The sequence below is a fragment of the Metabacillus litoralis genome, assembly GCF_020524045.1.
GTDB classification, from domain to species: Bacteria; Bacillota; Bacilli; order Bacillales; family Bacillaceae; genus Metabacillus; species Metabacillus litoralis_C.
In genome coordinates, this window is the sequence record NZ_JAIVKL010000001.1 from 649,027 (window position 1) to 672,404 (window position 23,378).

The 23,378-nt window shown below is 33.8% G+C and carries 21 protein-coding genes and 1 pseudogene; 1 reads left to right on the forward strand and 21 read right to left on the reverse strand.

Annotated features, from left to right (window positions below; translation table 11 throughout):
• Positions 1 to 144: 144 nt before the first annotated feature.
• Both LC076_RS03055 and corA read right to left on the reverse strand, forming a co-directional pair.
• Complete coding sequence (locus LC076_RS03055; protein WP_226666063.1) at positions 145 to 321, reverse strand: hypothetical protein; 177 nt, start codon at positions 319 to 321, stop codon at positions 145 to 147.
• 78 nt (positions 322 to 399) lie between these two features.
• The gene (corA, locus tag LC076_RS03060; protein WP_226666177.1) at positions 400 to 1,395 is read right to left on the reverse strand and encodes a magnesium/cobalt transporter CorA; all 996 of its coding nucleotides are present in this window, start codon (positions 1,393 to 1,395) and stop codon (positions 400 to 402) included.
• 239 nt (positions 1,396 to 1,634) lie between these two features.
• On the opposite strand from corA, the gene LC076_RS03065 reads away from it, so the two are divergent.
• The gene (locus LC076_RS03065; RefSeq protein ID WP_226666066.1) at positions 1,635 to 2,783 is read left to right on the forward strand and encodes an aminotransferase A; all 1,149 of its coding nucleotides are present in this window, start codon (positions 1,635 to 1,637) and stop codon (positions 2,781 to 2,783) included.
• A gap of 137 nt (positions 2,784 to 2,920) precedes the next feature.
• Here LC076_RS03065 and LC076_RS03070 read toward each other — a convergent pair whose 3' ends face one another.
• From LC076_RS03070 to LC076_RS03160, 19 genes and pseudogenes are all read right to left on the reverse strand, one after another.
• Positions 2,921 to 4,726, reverse strand: a complete 1,806-nt coding sequence (locus LC076_RS03070) for a PAS domain S-box protein (RefSeq protein ID WP_226666067.1) — start codon at positions 4,724 to 4,726, stop codon at positions 2,921 to 2,923.
• 479 nt (positions 4,727 to 5,205) lie between these two features.
• Positions 5,206 to 6,189: a quinone oxidoreductase family protein gene (locus tag LC076_RS03075; RefSeq protein ID WP_226666068.1), complete on the reverse strand. Its 984-nt coding sequence runs from the start codon at positions 6,187 to 6,189 to the stop codon at positions 5,206 to 5,208.
• Positions 6,190 to 6,210: 21 nt separating this feature from the next.
• Positions 6,211 to 6,978: an enoyl-CoA hydratase/isomerase family protein gene (locus LC076_RS03080; RefSeq protein ID WP_226666069.1), complete on the reverse strand. Its 768-nt coding sequence runs from the start codon at positions 6,976 to 6,978 to the stop codon at positions 6,211 to 6,213.
• Between the two features lie 33 nt (positions 6,979 to 7,011).
• Positions 7,012 to 7,221, reverse strand: a pseudogene (locus LC076_RS03085) (SDR family NAD(P)-dependent oxidoreductase); the annotation flags it as partial.
• A 144-nt stretch (positions 7,222 to 7,365) separates the two neighbouring features.
• A complete protein-coding gene (locus LC076_RS03090; protein WP_319005471.1) occupies positions 7,366 to 9,120 on the reverse strand; it encodes an acyl-CoA dehydrogenase family protein in 1,755 nt (584 codons plus the stop codon).
• 2 nt (positions 9,121 to 9,122) lie between these two features.
• Positions 9,123 to 9,848, reverse strand: coding sequence for a 2-phosphosulfolactate phosphatase (locus LC076_RS03095; protein WP_226666071.1), 726 nt, complete (start codon positions 9,846 to 9,848; stop codon positions 9,123 to 9,125).
• A 24-nt stretch (positions 9,849 to 9,872) separates the two neighbouring features.
• The gene (locus LC076_RS03100; RefSeq protein ID WP_226666072.1) at positions 9,873 to 10,943 is read right to left on the reverse strand and encodes a phosphotransferase family protein; all 1,071 of its coding nucleotides are present in this window, start codon (positions 10,941 to 10,943) and stop codon (positions 9,873 to 9,875) included.
• Between the two features lie 19 nt (positions 10,944 to 10,962).
• Positions 10,963 to 11,367: an acyl-CoA thioesterase gene (locus tag LC076_RS03105; protein WP_226666073.1), complete on the reverse strand. Its 405-nt coding sequence runs from the start codon at positions 11,365 to 11,367 to the stop codon at positions 10,963 to 10,965.
• 14 nt (positions 11,368 to 11,381) lie between these two features.
• Positions 11,382 to 12,161, reverse strand: a complete 780-nt coding sequence (locus tag LC076_RS03110) for an enoyl-CoA hydratase (protein WP_226666074.1) — start codon at positions 12,159 to 12,161, stop codon at positions 11,382 to 11,384.
• On the reverse strand, positions 12,161 to 13,036 hold the full coding sequence (locus LC076_RS03115; protein WP_226666075.1) for a 3-hydroxyacyl-CoA dehydrogenase family protein: 876 nt from the start codon (positions 13,034 to 13,036) through the stop codon (positions 12,161 to 12,163). The genes LC076_RS03110 and LC076_RS03115 overlap by 1 nt, the downstream gene beginning before the upstream one ends.
• A gap of 214 nt (positions 13,037 to 13,250) precedes the next feature.
• Positions 13,251 to 13,814: a TetR/AcrR family transcriptional regulator gene (locus LC076_RS03120; RefSeq protein ID WP_226666076.1), complete on the reverse strand. Its 564-nt coding sequence runs from the start codon at positions 13,812 to 13,814 to the stop codon at positions 13,251 to 13,253.
• Between the two features lie 135 nt (positions 13,815 to 13,949).
• A complete protein-coding gene (locus LC076_RS03125; protein WP_226666077.1) occupies positions 13,950 to 15,566 on the reverse strand; it encodes a long-chain-fatty-acid--CoA ligase in 1,617 nt (538 codons plus the stop codon).
• 51 nt (positions 15,567 to 15,617) lie between these two features.
• Positions 15,618 to 16,391, reverse strand: coding sequence for an SDR family oxidoreductase (locus tag LC076_RS03130; RefSeq protein ID WP_226666078.1), 774 nt, complete (start codon positions 16,389 to 16,391; stop codon positions 15,618 to 15,620).
• Complete coding sequence (locus LC076_RS03135; protein WP_226666080.1) at positions 16,391 to 17,623, reverse strand: acyl-CoA dehydrogenase; 1,233 nt, start codon at positions 17,621 to 17,623, stop codon at positions 16,391 to 16,393. Before LC076_RS03135 ends, LC076_RS03130 begins: the two co-directional genes overlap by 1 nt.
• A gap of 449 nt (positions 17,624 to 18,072) precedes the next feature.
• Positions 18,073 to 18,249 carry a hypothetical protein gene (locus LC076_RS03140; protein WP_162987278.1) on the reverse strand — a complete coding sequence of 59 codons (177 nt, stop codon included), beginning with the start codon at positions 18,247 to 18,249 and terminating at the stop codon, positions 18,073 to 18,075.
• A gap of 179 nt (positions 18,250 to 18,428) precedes the next feature.
• Complete coding sequence (locus tag LC076_RS03145; RefSeq protein ID WP_226666081.1) at positions 18,429 to 20,531, reverse strand: peptidoglycan D,D-transpeptidase FtsI family protein; 2,103 nt, start codon at positions 20,529 to 20,531, stop codon at positions 18,429 to 18,431.
• Between the two features lie 409 nt (positions 20,532 to 20,940).
• Complete coding sequence (locus LC076_RS03150) at positions 20,941 to 21,393, reverse strand: GNAT family N-acetyltransferase (protein WP_226666082.1); 453 nt, start codon at positions 21,391 to 21,393, stop codon at positions 20,941 to 20,943.
• An 11-nt stretch (positions 21,394 to 21,404) separates the two neighbouring features.
• Positions 21,405 to 22,271 carry an NAD(P)-dependent oxidoreductase gene (locus tag LC076_RS03155; protein WP_226666083.1) on the reverse strand — a complete coding sequence of 289 codons (867 nt, stop codon included), beginning with the start codon at positions 22,269 to 22,271 and terminating at the stop codon, positions 21,405 to 21,407.
• Positions 22,272 to 22,341: 70 nt separating this feature from the next.
• Positions 22,342 to 23,355 (reverse strand): S66 peptidase family protein, encoded by a 1,014-nt coding sequence (locus LC076_RS03160; protein ID WP_226666084.1) that lies wholly within the window; start codon positions 23,353 to 23,355, stop codon positions 22,342 to 22,344.
• Positions 23,356 to 23,378 lie beyond the last annotated feature (23 nt).

Here is a 23,378-nt window from a genome sequence, read left to right on the forward strand (position 1 = left end):
TTGTTGCTTTTCAATACCCGAAGCAATCTGCACTGTATTAAGTCTAGTGGCATCTTTTCTCCATAAAATAGTACCTTTATAGTGAAAAAACACTGTTTTCACTACAAATTTTGGTTACATAAAACAATCTTTCAGAAAAGATCCTTAAGTAAATATTGGTTCTTCAGAAATAAGATTTCTTCGCTTAGCATGTTTTATAATTGTTTGAATTTCATTTTTGTAAAAATGAATTTGAGCAATTGTCAATGCAAATAACATTTCTGTTTCAAGTTTTATAATTATTTCACGTTCTCTATCTGTTAAAAATGTATGATCTGACATTTTTATTCACCTCAAAATGTAAGGATGATGGAATACTGATTATAAAATACGTTAGGTCTATTGTATTTAAGTCGGTACTCATAACTTTGTTCCTTTGTGAAAACGAAACCATCCCATTTTAAAGAAGAAATATATCATTCCAAGGCTTATTAGTCCCATTAAACCAAGGACAATAAAATAGCTATATTCCCCGGCTAATTCAGGCATATATTGAAAATTCATTCCATATACACCAGCAATAAAGGTTAAAGGGAGAAAGATTGAAGACATGACGGTTAATGTCATCATTACCCGATTCATTCGATCAGAGCTAATTGACAGATAACTATCTCTAATATCTGAAGATAATTCTCGATTTGCATCAATCATTTCAACCAACTTAAGTAAATGATCATATATATCTTGAAAATAAATATGTTTCTCTTTTATCGAGTTGAGTCTAGAAGATGAGATGATTCTGTATAATAAGTCTCGCATTGGTACAATCGTTCTTCTTAATTTGTTTAATTCTGAACGTATATCAAAGACTTGTTCCATTAGTTCACTAATCGTCTGGTCACTCGTATTGTCTTCAACCTGATTAACGAGATCTTCTAATTTATAAACTGGTGGAAAATACTCATCTACTATTTTATCCATAACCTGATACATAATTTGTAATGGGTTATCTTGAAGTAAGGACTCTTTTCCCACTCGCTGTAATATATTTTTAAGGTCTCTAACAGGTTTTTTATGAAAAGTGACAATAAATCGATCTGAAACAAATATATCAACTTCGTCAGCTTCAAGAGTGTCTTGATTTATGGAGTGGATAACAACAAAAAAGTATTTGTCATAAAAATCCAGCTTCGGTCGTTGAACAAATTCAAGACAATCCTCAATGGCTAAAGGGTGAAAATGAAAAAAACTTGACAATAGCATTACTTCATTTTCTGTTGGTTCTTGGAAATCAACCCAATACCATTTAATATCTTCCTCTTTTAATTTTTCCATAGATAAATCATAAATTATATCCCCATTATTTTTAATGGCCACTGTTTGAATCAATTGTTTCACTACTCTCTTTACAAACATTTCTACTAACAATACTATACCCTTACTATTTTTCAAATAAACTCTTTTTAGTATCCATTATTCGATTTGTTTTTGTTACATTATGAAACTTGTCTTTCAACTCTTTTAAAAGAAAAAGTGATGACATGTTAAGGAAAAATGGTAAAATAACACCTATACATTCGTTCACTTTTAAAACTATTTTTGAAACGTCTCAAAGGTCAAGAACTCTAAGCTAAAATAGGAGGTTACTTATAGAAATGGAACACTTAGTAAATTCTAAAGTAAAAAACATAGAATTATCTGGAATTAGAAAATTCTTTAATTTGGTTGCAGATTATGATGATGTCATTTCTTTAACGATTGGACAGCCAGATTTTGCAACACCAGAGCATGTGAAAGAAGCAGGCACACAATCAATCAAGAATGACTTCACTACATATACTCATAATGCTGGGTTTATTGAACTTAGGAAGGCAGCGAGCCAATATGTAGAGAAAAAATATAATCTTACATACTCACCTGAAGATGAAGTAATCGTAACCGTCGGTGCAAGCCAAGCAATCGACTGCACATTTAGAACTCTACTAGAAGAAGGTAGCGAAGTCATACTTCCTAGCCCCGTTTATCCAGGGTATGAACCTTTAATTAAACTAGCTGGTGGGATCCCAATCTATGTCGATACAACAAAAAATGATTTTAAATTAACAGCCGAGTTAATTGAACCACATCTTAACGAAAACACTAGATGTATAGTACTTCCCTACCCTTCTAATCCTACGGGTGTAACATTAGACGTAGCCGAACTAGAAGACATTGCAGAACTTGTTAGAGATAAAAATTTATTTATTTTATCAGATGAAATATATAGTGAGCTAGTTTATACTAAAACACATCACTCAATTGCAAGCTTCCTTCGTAATCAAACAGTAGTAATAAATGGACTTTCTAAATCTCATAGTATGACTGGATGGAGAATCGGTCTTTTATTCGCTCCTAAAACAGTGGCTAAGCATATCTTAAAGGTTCACCAATATAACGTTTCTTGTGCTACCTCAATTTCACAAAAAGCTGCACTTGAAGCACTTACTGTAGGAATAGATGATGCTTTAGAAATGAAGGATGCTTATAAAGAAAGATTAGATTATGTTTATAAAAGGTTAATTGATATGGGCTTTGAAGTTGTAAAGCCTGATGGAGCATTTTATTTATTTCCTAGTATTAGTAAATTTAATAAATCATCATTCGATTTTGCTCTTTCACTTGTACAAGAAGCTGGAGTAGCATTAGTACCTGGTAGTGCTTTCTCCACCTATGGAGAAGGATATGTACGTTTATCATATGCTTATTCAATGGAAAAACTAGTAACAGCAATGGACCGTATTGAACAGTATCTAAAGTCAATGTAATGATATCTCTTCTTGCAACTGAAACTACTATTTTCACGTTTTTAAATAAAAATGTATTTTATAAAAACGCCATAAACAAAAAACAACGACTCTACCTCTTAGATCCGTTGTTTTTTGTTTAGATTAATTTTTTCACTTTATTCACATGGTAATTCAACAATGAACGTTGTACCTTTTCCAAGTTCACTATCAACCAAAATATTACCTTTATGATCTTCAATTATCTTATAGGTGATCATTAAACCTAATCCATTTCCTTTTTCCTTTGTTGTTAAAAATGGCTCCCCAATACGATTGATTAGATCTGATGGGATTCCCTCACCTTCATCTGTCACTGCTATGATTGCTTTATTTCTTTCCTTTTTTGTATGTACAGATAATTTACCACCATTGCTCATAGCATCAATGGCATTTTTAAACAAATTGATAAAAACCTGTTTTAATTGATTTTCATCACTGTGTACTGATAATAAAAGCTCGGTATGTTGTTGATCTATAAATACACTATTCATATTTGCCTGTGTTTCTAAAAGCATTGCTACCTCTTGAAGAAGAGTGACAATGTTTGTTCTTTTAAAATATGTTTCTTGTGGTTTGGCAAGCATTAACAACTCACTCAAAATTAACTCAATTCGATTTAATTCTGAAAAAATGATTTGATAATATTGGTTATGATGGTCCATATCAGGCTTCATTATTTGTAAAAATCCTTTTATAGCTGTAAGTGGGTTTCGTATTTCATGGGCAATACCTGCAGCAAGTTGACCAGCTATTGAAAGTTTTTCTGAACGCAACATTAACTCTTCTGTTTTTTTTCTATCAGAAATATCTCTTAAAATGACTTGAACAGCTTGCTCACCAAAATATGTTGTAGGTATACAAACCATTTCGGTAAAAATGGTTTTTTGGCTCCCTACCAACCAAGATTGATTAGAAATATGCACCTCAGATTTACGTTCAAGTATACATGAAAGGGCTACTTCCATTGTTTGATGGTCATTTGGATGTAAATCTCTATAAATATTTCTTCCCAACATTTCCTGATAGTCTGCTGCCTCGAATAACTTAATTCCCGCTTCATTTACAAATACCCAGCTATCTTTATGGATAACAGCAATCATATCAATCGAATTATCAATCAAACGTTGGTATCTCTCTCTACTTTTTTGTAGGATTTTTTGGAAGTTTCGTTTAGATGAGATATCTGTTAAAACAATTAATTCTGCATCTTTCCCATCATGTTTTGTTAAACAAGCAATCACTTCGACGTTAACGGTTGAACCATCAAGTCTGTTCCATAATTGCTCGATAATTCCTACTTGCTCACCATTATGCAATCGCTCGATCCGATTTTTTACAATATCATGAAAGCTGCTTTCAATAAAATCAAAAATGTAGTTTCCTATGAATTGTTTCTTAGAGGTTGCTCCTAGTAATTCTTGAAAAGCTTTATTTACATAACAAACTTTGCCATGTCGAGACAAAATTAATGGACTTGGTAAATCCTCAATTAATGTATTGCCGTCAATATCATTTGTACCAAATATTACATCCTGTTCCTTAGTTGCTATACTATTATGATTTGAGGCAACATGAGTATTTATTGCCTTCATTTTAAGAATAACTTCTTTTCCTTGCTTTTTTAAGGTACTTCTAATAAAATCAACACTCGCTTCAAACCAAATATACTTTCCATTATTACAAAGAAAGCGAAATGAACAAGGATAAAGATGATGCTCGTTATGAAAGTAACTTTCAATTAAAAACAAATCTTCAATATGGATAAACTCTTTCATATACTTTCCAATTATTTCGTCATTGTTATATCCTATTAATTCAATTGAATTTGAAGATATGTACTGGAAGCGCCCACTTGAAGAGACAATAGCGTATATTTCAACTTTTTGTAAGGAAGATTCTCTTTGTGCTGATTGTTGATCCATGGCTTCCCCCCCTTTTACCAAGAAACATTAACGTAAAAAACGTTAAAGTAATATATAACGAACAAATAATCATATTATATGTATTAAAATATTTCATCTATAGTTATATAATTCTATCATTTTTATAAAAATCCTTTTTTTATCTAAACTTTCACTACTTTTAGTGTACGAAGTTATCTTAATTTGTCAATATATATTCAAACGATTTCATCGAATGATTAATTGAACTTTTGTTATTGTAAAGGCATATTTGATAGATTGGGGGATGAATATAAGATACCCTTACATATAAAATCCTGTCTAGAAGAGACCACACACACCCACAGCTTTTATGAGGAAGCTCACGGAACTAGTAAAAAAGGGGTTTATTTTTTCTCTAGGAAGAATGCCTTTAGAACAAGAAGATATTTATCTTTCAATTAGTATTTTTAAAGGGAGAATAATAGTTATAAAGTCGGAATCTACCGACTTTATAGCTATTATGGTACTAGAATTAACTTCCCTTTTGTTTTCCGATCTTGTAATAAACGATGTACTTCAGCTGCATTTTTCAGTGGAAATACCCCTCCGATCGTTAATTGCAATTTACCTTCATCTACAAATGATAGTAATTTTCTTAAGCTATTACGATATAACTCTTGTTTTTTCATTATTCCTGGTAAGAAAAATCCGATAACAGACTTATTTTCTGCCATTAATCCAGATGGATATAAGCGTGCTTGTTCCCCGCTTGCTACACCATAAATGACCAAACGACCAAAAGGAGCTAAGCAGTCTAATGTTTTTCGGAAAATATCTCCTCCTGCCATTTCTAGTGCAACATCTACACCTAACCCTTTTGTTGCCTCAAATACTGACTTTTCCCATCCTTCTTCTGTATAATTAATACAAACATCAGCCCCCATTTCTTTTGCTAATGTTAATTTTTCTTCTGTACTTGCTGTAGCAATCACTTTTCCAGCTCCAAAAAGCTTTGCAAGCTGAACAGCTATTGTACCTACTCCACCTGCTGCTGCATGAACTAGGACTGTTTCACCTTTTTCCAATCTGCCCATTGTTTTTATAATATGATAAGCGCTTAGACCTTGTAAAGGAAGGGCAACAGCAGCATTCATATCCACACTTTCAGGAATGGGGATAAGTGCTCTCGAGTCGGCTACTGTATATTCAGCATATCCTGATGCTCTCTTTGAGCCTAACAATGTAACAACTCGATCTCCTACATGTACACCTTTCACTTCACTACCCACCTTTGTGATGGTTCCGGCTACTTCTGAACCTGGTACATAAGGTAACGGTGTATCAACAACATACTGTCCCTCCCGTCTAGCTGTATCAGCATAGTTAACACCTATTGCTTCAATTTTAAGGAGTACCTCAAAATTTCTTGGTTCTGGCATCTCTAGATCAATATATTGTAAAACTTCTGGTCCACCGTATTTAGTAAATTGTATCGCCTTCATCTTATTTCCACTCCTTATCAATTAGTTTCCTTTAAAATTAGGTTTACGTTTTTCTTTAAACGCTTTTACTCCTTCTTGATAATCTTCTGTATTAACCATAAAAGTTTGGGTCATTCTTTCTGCTTCGAGTATCTCCTCAAGTGAGCCCTGTGAATTGATTATTTTCTTCATCATACCTAACGCTTTTACTGGTTCTTGTGCAAGCTGACTTGCATAATCTTTCACTTTATTGTCAAATATATCAGGCGAAATTACTTCATTTACAATGCCATATTCTTTCGCTTCAGTAGCAGTTATTGGTTTTGCTGTAAAAAAAAGTTCCTTAGCTCTATAAGGACCGATGATATTAGAAAGGAAGTATAAGCCTCCTCCATCTGAAATAAGGCCAACCTGTGCAAAGCTCATCACAAATTTGCTTTCATCTGTCGCAAGGATAAGGTCACATGCTAGTGCTAAATTGAATGCAGCACCAGCGGCAAAACCATGAACTGCAGCGACAACTGGTTTCTCTAATTCTTTTATTGCTTTAATACATTCATTTAAATACCCTATATGTTCATAAACAGCTGCTGATGATACATCTCCCATTGTTTTTACATCACCACCAGCTGAAAATGATCGACCAGCCCCTTTCAACACAACGACACGTGTATTCACATCATGCTGAGCTTCTTTAAAAGCTTTTGTTAAACCCATGATCATCTCAGCACTAAAAGCGTTCAAACTTTCTGGTCGATTTAGACATAATGTCAAAACAGACCCTTCCTTTTCTATTAGTAGATCATTCATTATCATTTCTCCTTTAAATTTTTCATATCTCTATCACTTTATTAACCAACCTCCATCAACTAATATATCTGTACCAGTCATATATGAGGCTTCATCTGATGCCACAAAAGTAATTACATTAGCAATTTCCTCTGGGTGTCCTACTCGTTTTAGTGCAGTATTTCGCTCGATTGCTTTAACAAATTGATCATTTTCCAACCCTTTTTCTGTTAAAGGAGTTTCAACAAAACCAGGTGATATTGAGCATTCTCTTCATTAATCGAACATGCTACTTTTTACAGCTTTTCTTTTGTTCGTCCAACTAAAATAGCAGTTGCTTCCCCAATTCCGCTTCCAGCTCCAGTTATAACTGCCAGTTTATTGTTGAATCTCATACTAGAAATCACCTCAAGAAGAAATATATTGTTCAGCTTCTATCTGAGCATCTGCTATTTCACGTTTTTCTTTGCTAGTTATTACTAAATCAAGTGTTTGGAGATGATTAGAAATCAGCTTAACTAGTGGTAATCTTGCTTCTGTTGTAATCGCTTCATTAATAAGTTGTCTTGCTAGAAATTCTGTTTGAAGTACAGCTTTTTCTACATTTATTTTTGCTAATAAATTTGTTAGAGGATGATCATTCTTTAATGCTCTTGCTAGTGAAGATTCAGCTGCAAATAACTCAATTGCAATATTAGATAATTTCATTAATGTTTCCTGCTGTTCAAATAGCTGTTTGTTGTACTCTTTATAAACAGTTCCTATGCATACTAGAAATACATTACGTATCGCAGCTATTGCTTCTTTTTCAATTGAAAATTCACCTTCATAGGTAGGATGACATTTAGAAAGGTTTTTCAGAGATGTATCAACAATGCTTTCAAGAGCTATTTCACCTTTTACTACTTTTTTAAATAAATGGGTTGGCAATAATAAACGGTTAATTTCATTTGTTCCTTCAAAAATCCGATTAATTCTTGAATCACGGTAAACTTGTTCAATTTTGTAATCTTTAATAAAGCCTGCTCCCCCATGAAGCTGAAGAGACTCATCACTAACTTGATCTAAAGTCTCAGATCCATAAACTTTACAGATTGCACATTCTGTTGCATATTCCATCAGCTTTTCAGCAATATCTGTAAAGTCCTCTGAATGATTGAGATTACCTAATTCATACTCTAACAAGCCAGCTGTTCGGTATTGTATCGACTCAGAAGCGAAAATTCTCGCAGCCATTAAAGCAATCTTTTCCTTTGTTGCATTAAATTCTGAAATAGGTTTTCCAAATTGATAGCGTTGTTTTGTATAACCTATTGCAAGCTCTAATGCATATTTAGCTCCTCCAACACATGCTGATCCTAAGTTAAATCTTCCTAAATTCAGTACATTTAAAGCAATAACATGTCCCTTACCAACCTCACCTAATAGATTTTCCTTAGGGACTAGACAATCATCTAAAATAACAGATCTTGTTGAAGAACCTTTTATACCCATCTTTTTCTCTTCTGGACCTAATGAAAACCCTGGAAAGTGCTTCTCAACAATAAAAGCTGTGAACTTAACACCATTTATTTTTGCATAAACAATGAATGTATCTGAAAAAGCAGCATTTGTAATATAGATTTTTGTGCCATTTAATACATAATGAGTACCTTCAACGTTTAATTTTGCAGTTGTTTGTGCGGCTAAAGCATCTGAACCTGCATTTGGCTCTGTTAAGCAATAAGCACCAATAAACTCACCATTAGCTAATTTAGGTAAATACTTTTTCTTTTGCTGTAGTGTTCCGAAATATGTGATTGGTAATGTAGCTATACAGGTATGATTAGAATGTGCTACACCATAGCTCCCTGCTCGACCGACCATTTCACCAACAAGACCTTTGCTAATTTTATCAAGACCAAGACCACCATATTGCTCTGGCACACTATGTGCTAAAAGTCCAAGATCTCCAGCTTTTTGTAATAATTCTACAACTTTAGTAAACTCTTGGTTTTCAATTTCTTCTCTATACGGTTCTACTTCTTTTTTAATAAATTGAGCTGCTGTCTTTTGAATCATTTTATGCTCATCAGTTAAATCCTCGGGAGTAAAGAAATGTTGTGATGTGTTTTCCTCATATAAAAAACTACCACCTCTTACACGAAACGTACTTCCTTTCATAATCATCCCTCCATAGCGATTATTTTTTCTCCATCAAAATAAGGAGTAATATCGTAGCAATCCCTTTTGCTTACATATCGTACTTCCTCACTAAATCCAAATTCCTTAAGCATTTCTCCTACTTTTGAAGATAAGAGAATTTCTTCTGCATCTTCTTTCCTACTGTGATATAAAGCCTGAGCAGCTTTTGCAGAGTCAGTGAGATCGAGCACTATGCTTTTTTCTAAATGATGAATAAGGTGTCCCGCACCATAAAAGTCTTCCAAAGCAAATTGGTTTGACGAACCTGAACAAATCATTAAAATCGTAGCGTCTTTATGCCATTTAACCAAAGCATTTGCTATCGCTTTTCCATTTAATAAAGAACAAATATATATTTTATGTGCAGCTAAACATTTATTAATTGCCACTGTCCCGTTTGTACTAGATAAAATTAATTGCTTTCCTTTTACCTTTTTTATAAGTGAAGTTGGCACTGGATCACAGAAGCCATCTATTGTTCTACCCTCATACTCTCCAGCAATAATATATTTTTCCAACCCATTAACATCTATAAATTCCCTCGCTTCTTTTTCACCAAGAACTGGGATAACAGCTTCCGCACCTTCAACTAATGCGCAAGTGATAGTTGATGATGCAAGCAATACATCAAACACAACTGCTATGCATCCATTCATCTTATCCAAATCGATGTCTTCTTTTTTCATAATCACATGAAATTTTGTCATATAACACCTCTTTAAGGTAGTAAATTATCTCAATTGATTTGGTTGTTGACTAATAGATAAAGCATGCTGAATAAGTGCTTTCACATACAAATTAAAATATTTAAAACGGGCGTCTGAAGTTTGACCGTTATGATAACGATAATAAATTTGTTGGCAAATAACGGCTAATTTAAAATAAGCAAATGTTAAATAGTAATGAATTTGATCAACATTACGCCCACTTTTCTTTGCATAGCTTTCAATAAATTGTTTTCTTGTATAAAAGCCTTCTTTAACTGTAATCGGTGGTTTACCTAATCCTTTTTTTAATAAATCTGGATCATCATCTTGACACCAATAACTTAAAGCAGCTCCTACATCAGCCAACGGATCACCAATTGTTGTCATTTCCCAATCAAAAAGTCCTGTTAATTCTTTCAAATCGTCTCTAAATAAAGCATTATTAAATTTAAAGTCATAATGAATAACTGTTGAATATTCGGTTGTAGGTATTTTATCTACTAACCATTTAGTGAGTTCATTAATTCCTGTCACTTCTTCTGTTTTTGATCGTTGATAACGCTTTATCCATCCGTAAACCTGTCGTTCCATGAACCCATCTGGATTACTTAACTCTTCAAGAACCGTTCCTTTAAAGTTAACTTCATGAAGTTTCACAAGAGTATCAACCATTTGTTCACTTAATTGTTTGCCGAGCTCCTTCGACTCTTTCACATGATTAGGAAACTCTGTATCTATTAATAATCCATGTTTTCTTTCCATGATAAAAAACGGGCTACCTACGACAGTATTATCTTCACTATATAAATAAGGCTTAGGGGCAATTGGAAACATTGGATGCAAAGCTTTTAAAATCATGTATTCACGTTTCATATCATGCGCTTTTGGTGCTAGAGGACCTAGAGGTGGTTTTCTTAATACAGCCTCCCATTCTCCAATTTTCAATTCATACGTTAAGTTGGAAGCACCAGTAGCAAACTGACTAATTGTTAAAGGTTGACTCAAAGGAATAGTAGGTAAGTTTTTTAATAGAAATGCATGAACTAACTCTATATTGAGTTCTTCACCAGAACGAACGGTAATGATATCACTCATTGTTGTTATCGCTCCTTTTTTATATAAAAGTATCTTGTTTTTCTAAAACTTCTCTTAATTCAAAAGGTAATGCTATACTTTTTTGAAGATCAAAATTGTAATACACAATAATTGCTTCACCTCTTGCAACAAGGTTACCTGTCTCTTTATCTACAATTGAGTGTGAAAGATGAAAGCTTTTAGTTCCAATTTTACTTACTTCAGTAGTAATCGATAATTTTTGATTAAAATAGGCCTGACCTATGAAATCACATTTGGTAGATGCTAATATAAACCGCCAATCATCTGTATTCATTGAATAACCAATTTCTTCAAAGAAATTTACCCTTGCTTCTTCGAGATAAATAAAATAACTTGTATTGTTTACATGTCCAAGTCCATCTGTTTCACAAAATCGAACCTTTACAGTCGTTTCATGTTTCATGATTAACTCGCTCCTTATTTGTGAGTAAAAACAGGTTTGCGCTTCTCTATAAAAGCACCTACTCCTTCTTTAATGTCATCTGTTTGAAACACTTCTTCAAAAAGTTCTGCCTCTCTTTCTATCCCTTCACATAAACTTGTGTCTAGTCCATTATCTACAGCTTTCTTTATCTTTGATAACACCGGGATAGAGAATTGACTTAACTTAGTAGCTAATTCAATTGCTTTTTTAAGTCCTTCACCTTTTGTTACTACCTCATTCACTAGACCTATTTTCTCTGCTTTTATCGCATCAATAGGTTCGCCAGTATACATCATTTCTTTAGCTCTAGCTTCACCTATTGCTCTTGGTAATCTTTGTGTTCCACCACCACCTGGAAAAAGACCAAGTTTTATTTCGGGTAATCCAATAAAGACATGCTCCTCAGCAATTCGAAGATCACATGTTAAGGCAAGTTCACACCCACCTCCTAAAGTAAGACCATTTAAAACAGCAATTGTTGGTTTTTCACAAAAATCAATTTTATTGAAGATTCGATGATTTTCCATGAAATTTTCTCTAATTCCCTTTTTACCAATTAGTAGAGGGAATTCCTTTATATCAGCTCCAGCCATAAAGGCTTTGTCTCCTGCTCCAGTTAAGATAATCGATACAACTGATTGATCTGCTTCTAGCTCAGTAAAAACAGCATCTAGTTTTTGCACAACTTTATGGTTCATTACATTTAATGGAGGATTTTCAATCGTGATGATAGCGATCGCATTTTTTCTTTCAACCTTTACAATTTCACTCATTAGTTCTTCACCTCATATTTCTTATATTCATACCAACCCTTACCTGTTTTTCGACCTAAATGTCCCTGCTCTACCTTTTCTTCAATACATCTGAAAGGTTTATCCGCTATATCTCCTGTTTCTGCATAGCGCTGTTGCATCACAAAATACCCCACATCAATTCCTGATAAATCCATTAATTCAAAAGGTCCAATCGGATGATGAAGAGCCTTTTTACAGATAAGATCAATATCCTTAAAATCAGCATATCCATTTTCATAAAGATAAACAGCTTCACGTTGTAGAGCACCAAGAATACGGTTTGCAATAAATCCTGATATTTCCTTATGAAGCAAAACTGCTGTACGATTCAATTTCTTACTTATATCCATTGTAATTTGAGCAGTGTGTTCTGATGTTTGCTCACTTTTTACTACCTCTACACAATCCATAACTAGTGGAGGAAAGAAAAAATGCATATTTATAACTTTTTCAGGGCGATTCGTCACTTTTGCAAGTAGTGAATTTACAATTGTTGAACTATTAGAAGCAAAAATTGTATCAGGCTTTGCGTATTCTTCAAGTAATTTAAAAAGCTCTTGCTTAGCCTCTACCTTCTCAACAATCGCTTCAATTATAAAATCAGCATCATTTGCAGCTCTTTTTATGTCTGTTGAAAAAGTTAGAAGTGCAAAGGACGACTCTTTAAACTCTTCAGTTATTTTCCCTTTAGTCACCCATTTGTCCATGATTTCTTGCAGATTACATTTTGCTTTTTCTAGGGCCGATTCATTCACATCTTGTAGAATTGTATTAAAACCTGCTAATGCGGATAACATTGCAATTTGATGACCCATTTGTCCAGCACCAACAACACAAATTTTAGTAATTTCCATTTAAATCCCTCCATTTTTTAACTAACCAGTCAGTATGTTTACCGTAAATTTTTTTCTTTTTTGCTCAAACATCAAACGTTAAATGAAATTATCGAATTTGTCATATTCCTAAGATAAGGTTATAGCAAGAAATGATTTTACTTCTATTTTAATTAGCCTATTAAGTTACTAAGAGTCGAATTTTCATTCTTTAAAAATTTGACTCTTAGTCGTATTATTTTGCTAAACCCTCTAATAAAACTTTTATAAAAACATCTGAAACTTCCCGATCTGTCACGCGCCCATTCGGATCAAACCAAAAGTAACTCCAATTTGTCATTCCAAGAATACTAAATGTCACAATATCTGTTGGTAAATCTTCTCTAACTTCTTGCTTAGTGATTCCTTCATCAAGAACAGCCTGTATATTTAAACGAAACTGATCACGTTTTGGCACAATTTGAGCCAAATGCTGTTCATTCAGATTTCTCATTTCTCTAAAAAATACTTTTGCACTTAAGCCTTCTTTTTCGATATCATGCAGAAGCAGATAAACGATTTTATACAGTTTTTCCTTACTACTAAGTTCATTATCTTTAATAATTTCTTCCTGCTTTGTTAATAACTCATCAATATACTTTAGATGAATTTCCATCAACAATTGTTCCTTAGATGTAAAATAATAATAAAATGTCCCTTTTGTTACATTGAGAGCATCCACAATGTCTTGGATAGATGTTTCCTTAAAGCCTCTCGTTGCAAACAATTGTATGCTAAGCTCTCTAATCTTCTCTTTCATTTTCTTTTTCCTCTCAATCTATTCTGCTTTTATCAGATTATACCATAGTGATAAAAGGAAATAGCTTTGAAAATGTATTCCACCCTCTGTCTTCTTACCCTAATTCTAGTAGGTGAATATTTAGTGTTACAAAGTTTAGCTACCTTTTAATGTTTCTTCTCTTAAAGCTCGTCGTAATATTTTCCCTACATTTGTTTTAGGTAATTCGTTTCTAAATTCAACTACTGTCGGCACTTTATAAGACGCTAGATTTGTACGGCAATAGGCAATCATTTCTTCTGCTGTGATTGTTTTTCCTGATTTTATGACAATAAATGCCTTAACTGTTTCACCTCTATATTGATCAGGAACACCGATAACCACAGCTTCTTGAACATATGGGTGTTCATATAAAACCTCTTCAATGTCACGAGGATAGATATTGTAACCGCTTGCAATAATCAAATCTTTTTTCCTATCTACAATGGATACATAGCCTTCTTCATCCATTCGAGCAATATCTCCTGTAAACAACCAACCATCTCGTAATGTAACTGCCGTTTCCTCTGGCATATTCCAATAGCCCTTCATAACCTGTGGTCCATTTACTATGATTTCTCCAAGTTCCCCCACTGGTACCTCCATCGTACCTGTAGCAATATCGACAATTTTATAAGCTGTGGAAGGAAGTCCTAAGCCAACAGTTCCTGGTTTTCTATTAGCAAATACTGGATTACAATGTGTGACTGGAGATGCTTCTGATAGTCCATAACCCTCTAGAATTTTCGCTCCTGTTTTACGTTCAAACTCGTTTAGAAGCTCTACAGGCATAGGTGCACTTCCACTATTACAGATACGAATTGAATTAATATTATAAGCTTCTGCATTTGGATGGTTTGTTATCGCTACATACATGGTTGGAACACCAGGAAAAATTGAAGGTTGTTCACGTTTAATCGTCTGTAAAACTTCTTCAAGATCAAATCTTGGTAGCATAATCATTGAATTTCCACAAAGAATAGTTAAATTCATACAGCTCGACATGCCAAAAACATGAAAAAGCGGAATGACAGTTAAACATTTTTCTTTTCCTAATTGTATTTCATCTTTAAAGAATTCACCTGATTGAATGGCATTAGCAACAATATTACGATGTGTAAGCATGGCTCCCTTTGAGCGTCCTGTTGTTCCACCTGTGTACTGAAGAACAGCTACATCATGTTCTGGATCAATATCAATAGGTAAAACTTGACCATTTTGTTTTGCAAGGAAATTCTCAAATGTATAATCTTCCGCTTGAGTTGTTTCAGTTGGTTGAAGACTTACTGTGATGATATTTTTTAAATTTGTTTTAAGTTGAACTGACTTAACCTTAGGATAAAGAGCATCCAAAACAATAATTGTTTCTGTACCAGAATCGTTAAGGATATATTCTAACTCTCTTTCAACTAACATTGGATTGATTTGTGTCACAATTGCTCCAGCTGATAAAGCACCATAATAAGACACAACATATTGAGGACAGTTCGGCAGCATAATTGCCACTCTATCACCTTTTTGAACATTTGACTGTTGTAAGGAGGATGTAAAAGCAAAAACCATTTTCGCTAGTTCATTATAAGTAAAGGTTTTACCATAAAAGGAGATTGCTTCATGATTACCATAAGATTTAACCGTTTTCTGAAGCATTTCAGGGACAGACATAAGAGGTAAATCCACTTCATTTGGTACTGAATCAGGATATTTTGAAAACCACTTTTTCACATTTTCCATCTTATTTTTCCTCCTAATTAATACAAATTGTTAAGCTATTATTCTATTTGTTTACATAATGTCCATACCACCATCTACAACTAATACATCACCTGTCACATAGTCAGATGCTTTTGTTGCTAGAAAAACGGCTGCACCTTTTAAATCTTGATTTGATCCATACCGTTTGAGTGGTGTTCTATTTATAAAATATTCATTGCCATTTTCGATAATTGCCGTTGACATTTTAGTTGGAAAAAATCCAGGTGCAATTGAATTAACATTAATGTTATATTGTCCCCACTTTGCTGCTAGGTCTTTTGTAAAGGTGATAACCGCTCCTTTACTAGTATTATATGCAATAGTATCCATAAACTCCGGATCTGTTCCACCAAGACCAGCTATAGAAGAAATGTTAATAATTTTACCACTTCTTTGTTTAATCATATGCTTACCAACTTCTTGACTCATTAAAAAAGTACCTGTTACATTAACATCTATCACTTTTTCCCATGCTTGAATTGGCATATCTACAGCAGGTGCACCCCATGTTGCACCACTATTATTAACTAATATATCGATTTGACCAAACTCATTTATCGTTTCTTTTACTACTTTTTGAACATCTTCTTGGTTCGTCACATCGCATTTTAAACCTATTGCTTTTACCCCATTTGTTGCTAATCGGTTTGCTACTTCTATACATGCTTCTTGCTTACGTGAACATAACACAATATTAGCTCCTGCTTCTGCTAGGCCTTCCGCTATTTGTTCACCTAGTCCTCTACCACCTCCCGTAATGATTGCTGTTTTCCCAGTCAAATCAAATAAATCTCTAATATGCATTATTTTCCCTCCTGTGCAAATGTGTTTTTATGTCTTTTCAACTCTAATTTTGCAATCTGTGCACGATGAACTTCATCAGGACCATCTGCAATTCTTAAAGTTCTAGCATTTGCCCATTGTGCAGCAAGAGGAAAATCATCACTCACACCAGCACCACCAAAAGCTTGTATTGCGCGATCGAGTACCTGCAATGCCATTTTTGGAGCGACTACCTTAATTATTGCAATTTCAGATTTTGCTTCCTTATTTCCAACAGTATCCATCATGTATGCTGCTTTTAAGGTTAGTAGTCTAGCCTGTTCAATTTCTATCCTAGAATCTGCAATCCACTCTTTAATCACTCCCTGCTGTGAAAGTGTTTTGCCAAAAGCTTCGCGATCTTGTACGCGCTTACATAATAATTCAAGAGCACGTTCAGCAGCTCCTATTAACCGCATACAATGATGAATTCTTCCGGGACCTAATCTACCTTGAGCAATCGCAAAACCTTTTCCTTCTCCTAAAATCATATTTGATGCTGGCACACGAACCGAGTCAAATGTGATTTCAGCATGACCATGTGGTGCATGATCATACCCAAAAACAGGTAGCATTCTTTCAATTTTTACACCTGGAGTACCAAGCGGAACAATAATCATCGATTGCTGTTCATGCTTTGGTGAATCTGGGTTTGATTTTCCCATTACGATAGCCATTTTACAACGAGGATCACCCGCACCAGAAGACCACCATTTTCGTCCGTTAATAATGTAGTCATTTCCATCTTTTTCAATTGTTGAACAAATATTTGTTGCATCAGCGGAGGCTACTTCAGGCTCTGTCATAGAAAAGCACGAGCGAATTTCACCTGCTAATAAAGGCTTTAGCCATTGCTGTTTTTGCTCCTCTGTACCATACCTTTCTAATACCTCCATATTGCCCGTATCAGGTGCATTACAGTTAAACACTTCTGGAGCAATGAGTGAACGACCCATAATTTCACATAAAGGGGCATATTCAACATTTGTTAAACCTGCTCCATACTCACTGTTTGGCAAAAACAAATTCCAAAGTCCTGTTGATCTTGCTTTTTCCTTTAATTCTTCAATAATAGGTGGAACATGACTCCATCTTGTTTCTTGTTCATTTAGTTGCTGCTCAAACAAATGTTCATTCGGATAAATATATTCCTCCATAAATGATTGTATTCTCTCTTGAAGATCAATTACCTTCTTTGAATATGAAAAATTCATAAATTCTCTCCTTTCACACTTACTAACCGGTTGGTATGTATTTATCATAGTATGAAACAATGTAACTATTCAACTATTATTTTCAAAAAGTCTCTTTATTTCAATTAGAGAGAAAGAAAACTTCCAAAAAGACAGATAAACCTTTCTTTTTCTAAAATATTCAATAAATCACACTGTTTCTACTGATCAATGAAGCTGAAAAAACATTTCTTTTCTTTGCGCTCCAAACACTCGCTTTAAACAGGGCAGAAAACTGATCCTTCTCGGTAGTTTTTCTTCTACTTACCGAAGCATTTCTATTCCACTAGTTCTTAAAAAGTGTATACAAAATCAAAAAATTAATTGCAATCAGCAAAAAAGACCCGAACGATTAGACAAAAATCAATTAAAATTTTTTCTAATCATTCGGGGATATCATTAGTATAAATACTTATGATCCATTCTTTTTATTATCCTTTATATTCACCATTGTTTTTTGATGCCTTTTCTTTTTTTGCTTTATCTTTATGAATTTTGTTCGTATCCGTACTTCCTACTTCATGACTAAATTCTGAATCAATCACACTTGAATCAAAGCCTTTTTTATTTTTTTGCTGTGGATCATTTTTCTTTGTACGCTTTGCCATTTTACAACACTCCTTTAGTTATAAGCCCATTTATATTTGTTTGTAGATGAACTGATCTATGAGCTTTAATAATAGGTATCACTTGTTTATTGTTTCAAATGTGTGTGATTTTTATGTGATTAGAAAATAAAAGCAAAGCCCAAATTCTTTCTCAACAACGTAAAAAAAGAAGAAGAGAATTACTCCTCTTCTTCTTTCTTTGCTGTGTCTTGTTTTGTAGATTCGATATCTGTTGTTGTTAAATATTTCTTTTGAAGGTTAATGTATGCTTCAATGATACGATTCGTAATAGTTTTATTTACAGGGTCTTCGTCATTACTTGCCCATGGCACTACAACACTGAAAGCTACCTCTGGTTTGTCTGAGGGATAATAACCAACAAAATTCAGATTATTAGTTTCTCTACCCCAATACTCTCTTTTTGGACCATAATACAATGTTTGAGATGTCCCTGTTTTACCAGCTACATCGTATTTTATACTTTTTCCAGTACCAGAAGTAACAACAAGTCTAAATCCTTTTTGGACTTGTGCAATTTGTTCTGGGGTATTATTAACCCTATTCAAAACATTTGGTGCTTTATCAACCACGATTGGCCCTAACTCAGATTCTTCAACAGGAGCATGAATGCTAGTAACAATTCTTGGTTGAACACGAGATCCACCATTTGCAATAACTGATACATATTGTGCTAATTGTAACGGTGTGTACGTATCAAACTGCCCTATTGAGATATCTAATAACTTACCTGGGTTATCTGGGGTGCTCATTAACCCTGACGATTCTTGTGGTAAATCTACACCCGTAGGTACCCCTAAACCAAATTGTGCAAAATAATTACGCAATGTTTGAAAATCCTCTAATGATGCATTTAACGGTCCATTTGGCACATAATCTACATCAGCAATTCTCATAGCAACAAAAAACATATAAACGTTTGATGAAAGTTTTAAGGCGCTTAAGTCAGTCATGCCGCCTAAAGTTCTGTAGGAACTTTTTGGTGGTGTTCCTTTGAAGTTCAATGTACGATCAATATAATATTGATTAAGTGGCATTCCATCTTGATACCCTGAAAGAACTGTTGCACCTTTTACAGTTGATCCTGCTTCATACTGAGTGGCAAATGTACCATAAGCGAAATCTAGCATATCTCCACTTCTGTCATCTGGATTCAATTGCTTACCTACCATTGCTAGCACATCACCTTGATGTGGATCCATCATTACAACAAATGCACGATCCATTAAATGGTGACCAGCACTTGCTTTTCGTAATTCTTCTTCTACAATCTTTTCCACTTCCATCTGTAATTCCATATCAAATGAAAGCTTTAGATCATACCCTCGCTGTCCTTCATCGACTACTTTTTGAGTAACAATATTTCCACTTTTATCAGAAACATACTCTACCTTTGCTTTACGTGGATTTAAATAATCTTCATATTGATATTCAAGATAACTTTTTCCTACTCGCTCATTTCGTGCATATCCTCTAGCTGTATAATAATCAGCACGAGATTCCAATATTCCTTGTTCTGGTGATGTTACACCACCAAAGATTGTTTGAAGATATTCACCGTATGGATTTTCACGATCCCAATCTGTGATTACATCAATACCTGGCAATTGTTCAAGGTTTTCCGCTACGCTAGAGACTTCTTTATCTGTTAAGTTTAATGATTTTACTACCTGTGGTTCATATTGATAACCAGAAGAAAAACGAGTGTACATATAAGCAAGTTCTTTTTCCTCTTGATTTGCTTTAATTGCCTCAATATCTTTTTCTTTTACACGTTCGACTTGTAATTTATACGTCTCAGACGGTTTTAGTTTTAATTCCTTTTCTGAAAGTAGATCTTTTGCTTCTTCAGGATTTGATGCTAACCAATAATCACGTATATCTCGGTCTTTTAGTTCTTCAGTTAGGAATTCTGGGTCATAGCTAATAAACTGTGAAAGCTTTTTTGCTGTATCAATTTTATCTTGTGTTTTCGTTGTTTTGTCTACAGTATAAGTGATTGCCGGTACACTTTTATTATCGACAACAACTCGATTATAGCGATCATACATTTTTCCTCTTGGAGCTGGTAAACGAGCATAATCTGATTCTGTTCTAGATACTTCTTTGGAGAATTCTTCTCCTTGTACAATTTGTACTACACCTAAACGGACAACAAGGGCAACAAATAAGATAAACACTAGAAAAAAGAAAACATTAATTCGTACATAACGTGATTTTCTTAATTTACGTTGCTCTGATGCATTTGTATTTTGTTCTGTCAAAGCTTTATCCTCCTCATTTTACTATTTATACTAATAGAATTTAGTTTATTATTTAGTTTGGCAGTTTTCTAAAAATCGTTAATAAACGAAACATATGATCATACGTATTCTTGAATACTTGAGTAGTTTTCGTTTACTCTTTATTTTAACATATCCTAGTCGGAAGTTATCGTACACAATTTGAAATAAATGTGAAACAGATCTTTTTATAGCTATGTTAAATTTCATTCCAATGATGATATTTGAGAATTATTTGTTTGTAGTTTAGAGGGTATGAGTGCTCCAGCTGAGAAAGAACGTTTCAAACGGAGGCCTAGTTAATGGAAGAACCTATAACGTACATAAACAAAAGACAATGTAAACAAATCACATTGTCTTTTATATTAGACGTTTTTCTCAACAAAAAGTTTCAAATTCCCTTTATGTTTATTATTGATTTTTTTAGCATGACCAAATCAACACATGTGATACCATTTTCAATAATGTCATGATCGTAATTCTCAATAAAATAATTTATTATTATATGGTCCAATCGAAATCCACATTTTTGATAAAGAGCTAGTTGGTTAAGACTGGAATTTCCTGTTCCTACAAAAATTGATTTTTTACCTTTGTTTCTTGAGTAATCAACTGCATATTTAATCAGTTTTTTTGCTATACCTTTGCCTCTAAACTTTTCAAGTACAGCAAGATTAACAATTTCATTTTCATGTGTATTTTTTTCATTTATGATGATGATACCAACAATCTCAGAGCTATATATTGAGACAAAACACTTCCCCTTTGAAAGATGACGATTTACTTTATTTATAGAAGGATCTGCTTCAAGCAATAAATTATATGGAGTTGAATCACTACTCAATAGATCTCTTATTAAGATTTCCATAACTTAATTAAAGCTTGTGTTCCTTTATTTTCATCACCTGATTCTGCTAATTCATTATATAACTTGTGAGCAAGCTCTAAGCCTGGTGCATCCATTTTAAAATTATTTGTTTCCTCTAATGCAATTCCCATATCCTTAATAAAATGTTTTACAAAAAAGCCTGGTTCGTAATCATCCTTAAGCATCCTTGGAGCTAAGTTACTCAAAGACCAACTTCCTGCAGCTCCTGTTGAAATACTTTTTAAAACAGATTCTGGATTTAATCCAGATTTCTCTGCATATGTGATCGCTTCACAAACACCAATCATTCCAGATGCAATCGCAATTTGATTACACATTTTCGTATGCTGTCCAGAACCTGCTTCTCCTTGATACACAATGTTTTGTCCCATTAGTTCAAATAATGGCAAGCAATAATCATACGCTTTTTGATCTCCACCGACCATAATAGCCAAACGAGCCTCTTTTGCCCCAATATCTCCACCTGAAACTGGAGCATCTAACACATGAATATTTTTCTTTTTTGCTTCTTCATATATCTTTTTTGCTAATGATGGTTGAGACGTTGTCATATCAATAAGATAAGTCCCGGGATTTGCTGATTGAACAAGTCCATTTTCGCCCAAATACATTTGTTCAACATCTTGTGGATAACCAATAATCGTTATAATAACATTACTTTCTTCTGCAAGCTCTTTAACTGTATTCTTCCAAATAGCCCCTGCCTCTAATAAATCTGTAGCTTTTTCTTTCGTTCTCGTATAGACATTTAATTTATGGCCTGCTTGTAATATATGGCTTGCCATACTTTTTCCCATAACACCTAAACCAATAAATCCAATTGTTTGTTTCATTTTACATCTTTCTCCTTTATTTCAAATTTCACCTACAATACTTTTGCTCTTTTCTGAAAACAACAAATATCTATATAAAATACTGTGTAATTGTACCTTTTCCATTTTCAACTTCTACCTTAGCAAAGCAACCATTAATCAACGTCATTTGTGGGGGAACATGACCACAATCTATATCATAAATAATTGGTACGTTCAGCTCAGAAGCAAGATCTATATAAACATCTTGTTCTTCATAAAAATTTACTGGCTGGTTAGCCGCACTTCTACCAAACATGATGCCAGAACATCTTTCAAACCAACCAGCAAGTCTTAATTGAACGAGTGATCTACGTAAATCTGTACTAGATAAATCACAGTTTTCGAAATACCAGATTATTGTTTCATTTGGTTTCATATATTCGTAAAATCTATCAACTTCACCATAAGGTGTACCAACAAGATGACGAATAATATCAATACACCCACCAAGTAAACGACCATTTATTATTGTATTTTGGTTATCAATGGTTTTCCATTTAGTTGGTTCTGTTAAATGAAAAACATGTGAAGTGGGGTTATCATGCTGCCAGTGTTTTTGATAATGCATTGAAGAACTTTGGATGACAGATTCACCAGCGTTTGTTTTCAAAACACTTTCCCACATTGCTGTAGTTGAATCAGAAGTTACTCCTCTAATATCAACCAAATTTGTTCCATGTGCAGTTGCAATTCCTGTCTTTAAAGTTATTGCCAATAAAAGAGCACTAGTATCTGAATAGCCTAAAATCCACTTAGGTTTCATTTTCTCAAATTCTATGTATTCAAGGATCTCTATAAGTAATTCTCCACCCCATGGAGGGAAGATTATGCTGATTTTTTCATCCTGTAGTAAATCGTTTAATTCGTCAGCACGTACCTGTGCTGGAGCAGATTTCGCTTTATACTGAGCCCAAACTGTATTCTTACAAACAACTGAATAATTTCTTTCTTCCATTCTTGCTACAGCTTGATTAAACATTTGATGTAATTCTGATGGCACTCCTGAAGAAGGAGCTGTAACTCCAATAATAGCTTTTGTATTAAGTGTTGGATAAATAATCATTGTATCCCCTTCTTAAAAATACG

Excerpts from the sequence above, each read along its gene's own strand:
- LC076_RS03070 (WP_226666067.1), bottom strand. The coding sequence starts at position 4,726 with ATGGATCAACAATCAGCACAAAGAGAATCTTCCTTACAAAAAGTTGAA.
- LC076_RS03135 (WP_226666080.1), bottom strand. The coding sequence starts at position 17,623 with ATGAATTTTTCATATTCAAAGAAGGTAATTGATCTTCAAGAGAGAATA.
- LC076_RS03140 (WP_162987278.1), bottom strand. The coding sequence starts at position 18,249 with ATGGCAAAGCGTACAAAGAAAAATGATCCACAGCAAAAAAATAAAAAA.
- LC076_RS03095 (WP_226666071.1), bottom strand. The coding sequence starts at position 9,848 with ATGACAAAATTTCATGTGATTATGAAAAAAGAAGACATCGATTTGGAT.
- LC076_RS03055 (WP_226666063.1), bottom strand. The coding sequence starts at position 321 with ATGTCAGATCATACATTTTTAACAGATAGAGAACGTGAAATAATTATA.
- LC076_RS03120 (WP_226666076.1), bottom strand. The coding sequence starts at position 13,814 with ATGAAAGAGAAGATTAGAGAGCTTAGCATACAATTGTTTGCAACGAGA.
- LC076_RS03100 (WP_226666072.1), bottom strand. The coding sequence starts at position 10,943 with ATGAGTGATATCATTACCGTTCGTTCTGGTGAAGAACTCAATATAGAG.
- LC076_RS03115 (WP_226666075.1), bottom strand. The coding sequence starts at position 13,036 with ATGGAAATTACTAAAATTTGTGTTGTTGGTGCTGGACAAATGGGTCAT.
- LC076_RS03130 (WP_226666078.1), bottom strand. The coding sequence starts at position 16,391 with ATGCATATTAGAGATTTATTTGATTTGACTGGGAAAACAGCAATCATT.
- LC076_RS03090 (WP_319005471.1), bottom strand. The coding sequence starts at position 9,120 with ATGAAAGGAAGTACGTTTCGTGTAAGAGGTGGTAGTTTTTTATATGAG.
- LC076_RS03075 (WP_226666068.1), bottom strand. The coding sequence starts at position 6,189 with ATGAAGGCGATACAATTTACTAAATACGGTGGACCAGAAGTTTTACAA.
- LC076_RS03105 (WP_226666073.1), bottom strand. The coding sequence starts at position 11,367 with ATGAAACATGAAACGACTGTAAAGGTTCGATTTTGTGAAACAGATGGA.
- LC076_RS03160 (WP_226666084.1), bottom strand. The coding sequence starts at position 23,355 with ATGATTATTTATCCAACACTTAATACAAAAGCTATTATTGGAGTTACA.
- LC076_RS03125 (WP_226666077.1), bottom strand. The coding sequence starts at position 15,566 with ATGGAAAATGTGAAAAAGTGGTTTTCAAAATATCCTGATTCAGTACCA.
- LC076_RS03065 (WP_226666066.1), top strand. The coding sequence starts at position 1,635 with ATGGAACACTTAGTAAATTCTAAAGTAAAAAACATAGAATTATCTGGA.
- LC076_RS03110 (WP_226666074.1), bottom strand. The coding sequence starts at position 12,161 with ATGAGTGAAATTGTAAAGGTTGAAAGAAAAAATGCGATCGCTATCATC.
- LC076_RS03080 (WP_226666069.1), bottom strand. The coding sequence starts at position 6,978 with ATGAATGATCTACTAATAGAAAAGGAAGGGTCTGTTTTGACATTATGT.
- LC076_RS03155 (WP_226666083.1), bottom strand. The coding sequence starts at position 22,271 with ATGAAACAAACAATTGGATTTATTGGTTTAGGTGTTATGGGAAAAAGT.
- corA (WP_226666177.1), bottom strand. The coding sequence starts at position 1,395 with ATGTTTGTAAAGAGAGTAGTGAAACAATTGATTCAAACAGTGGCCATT.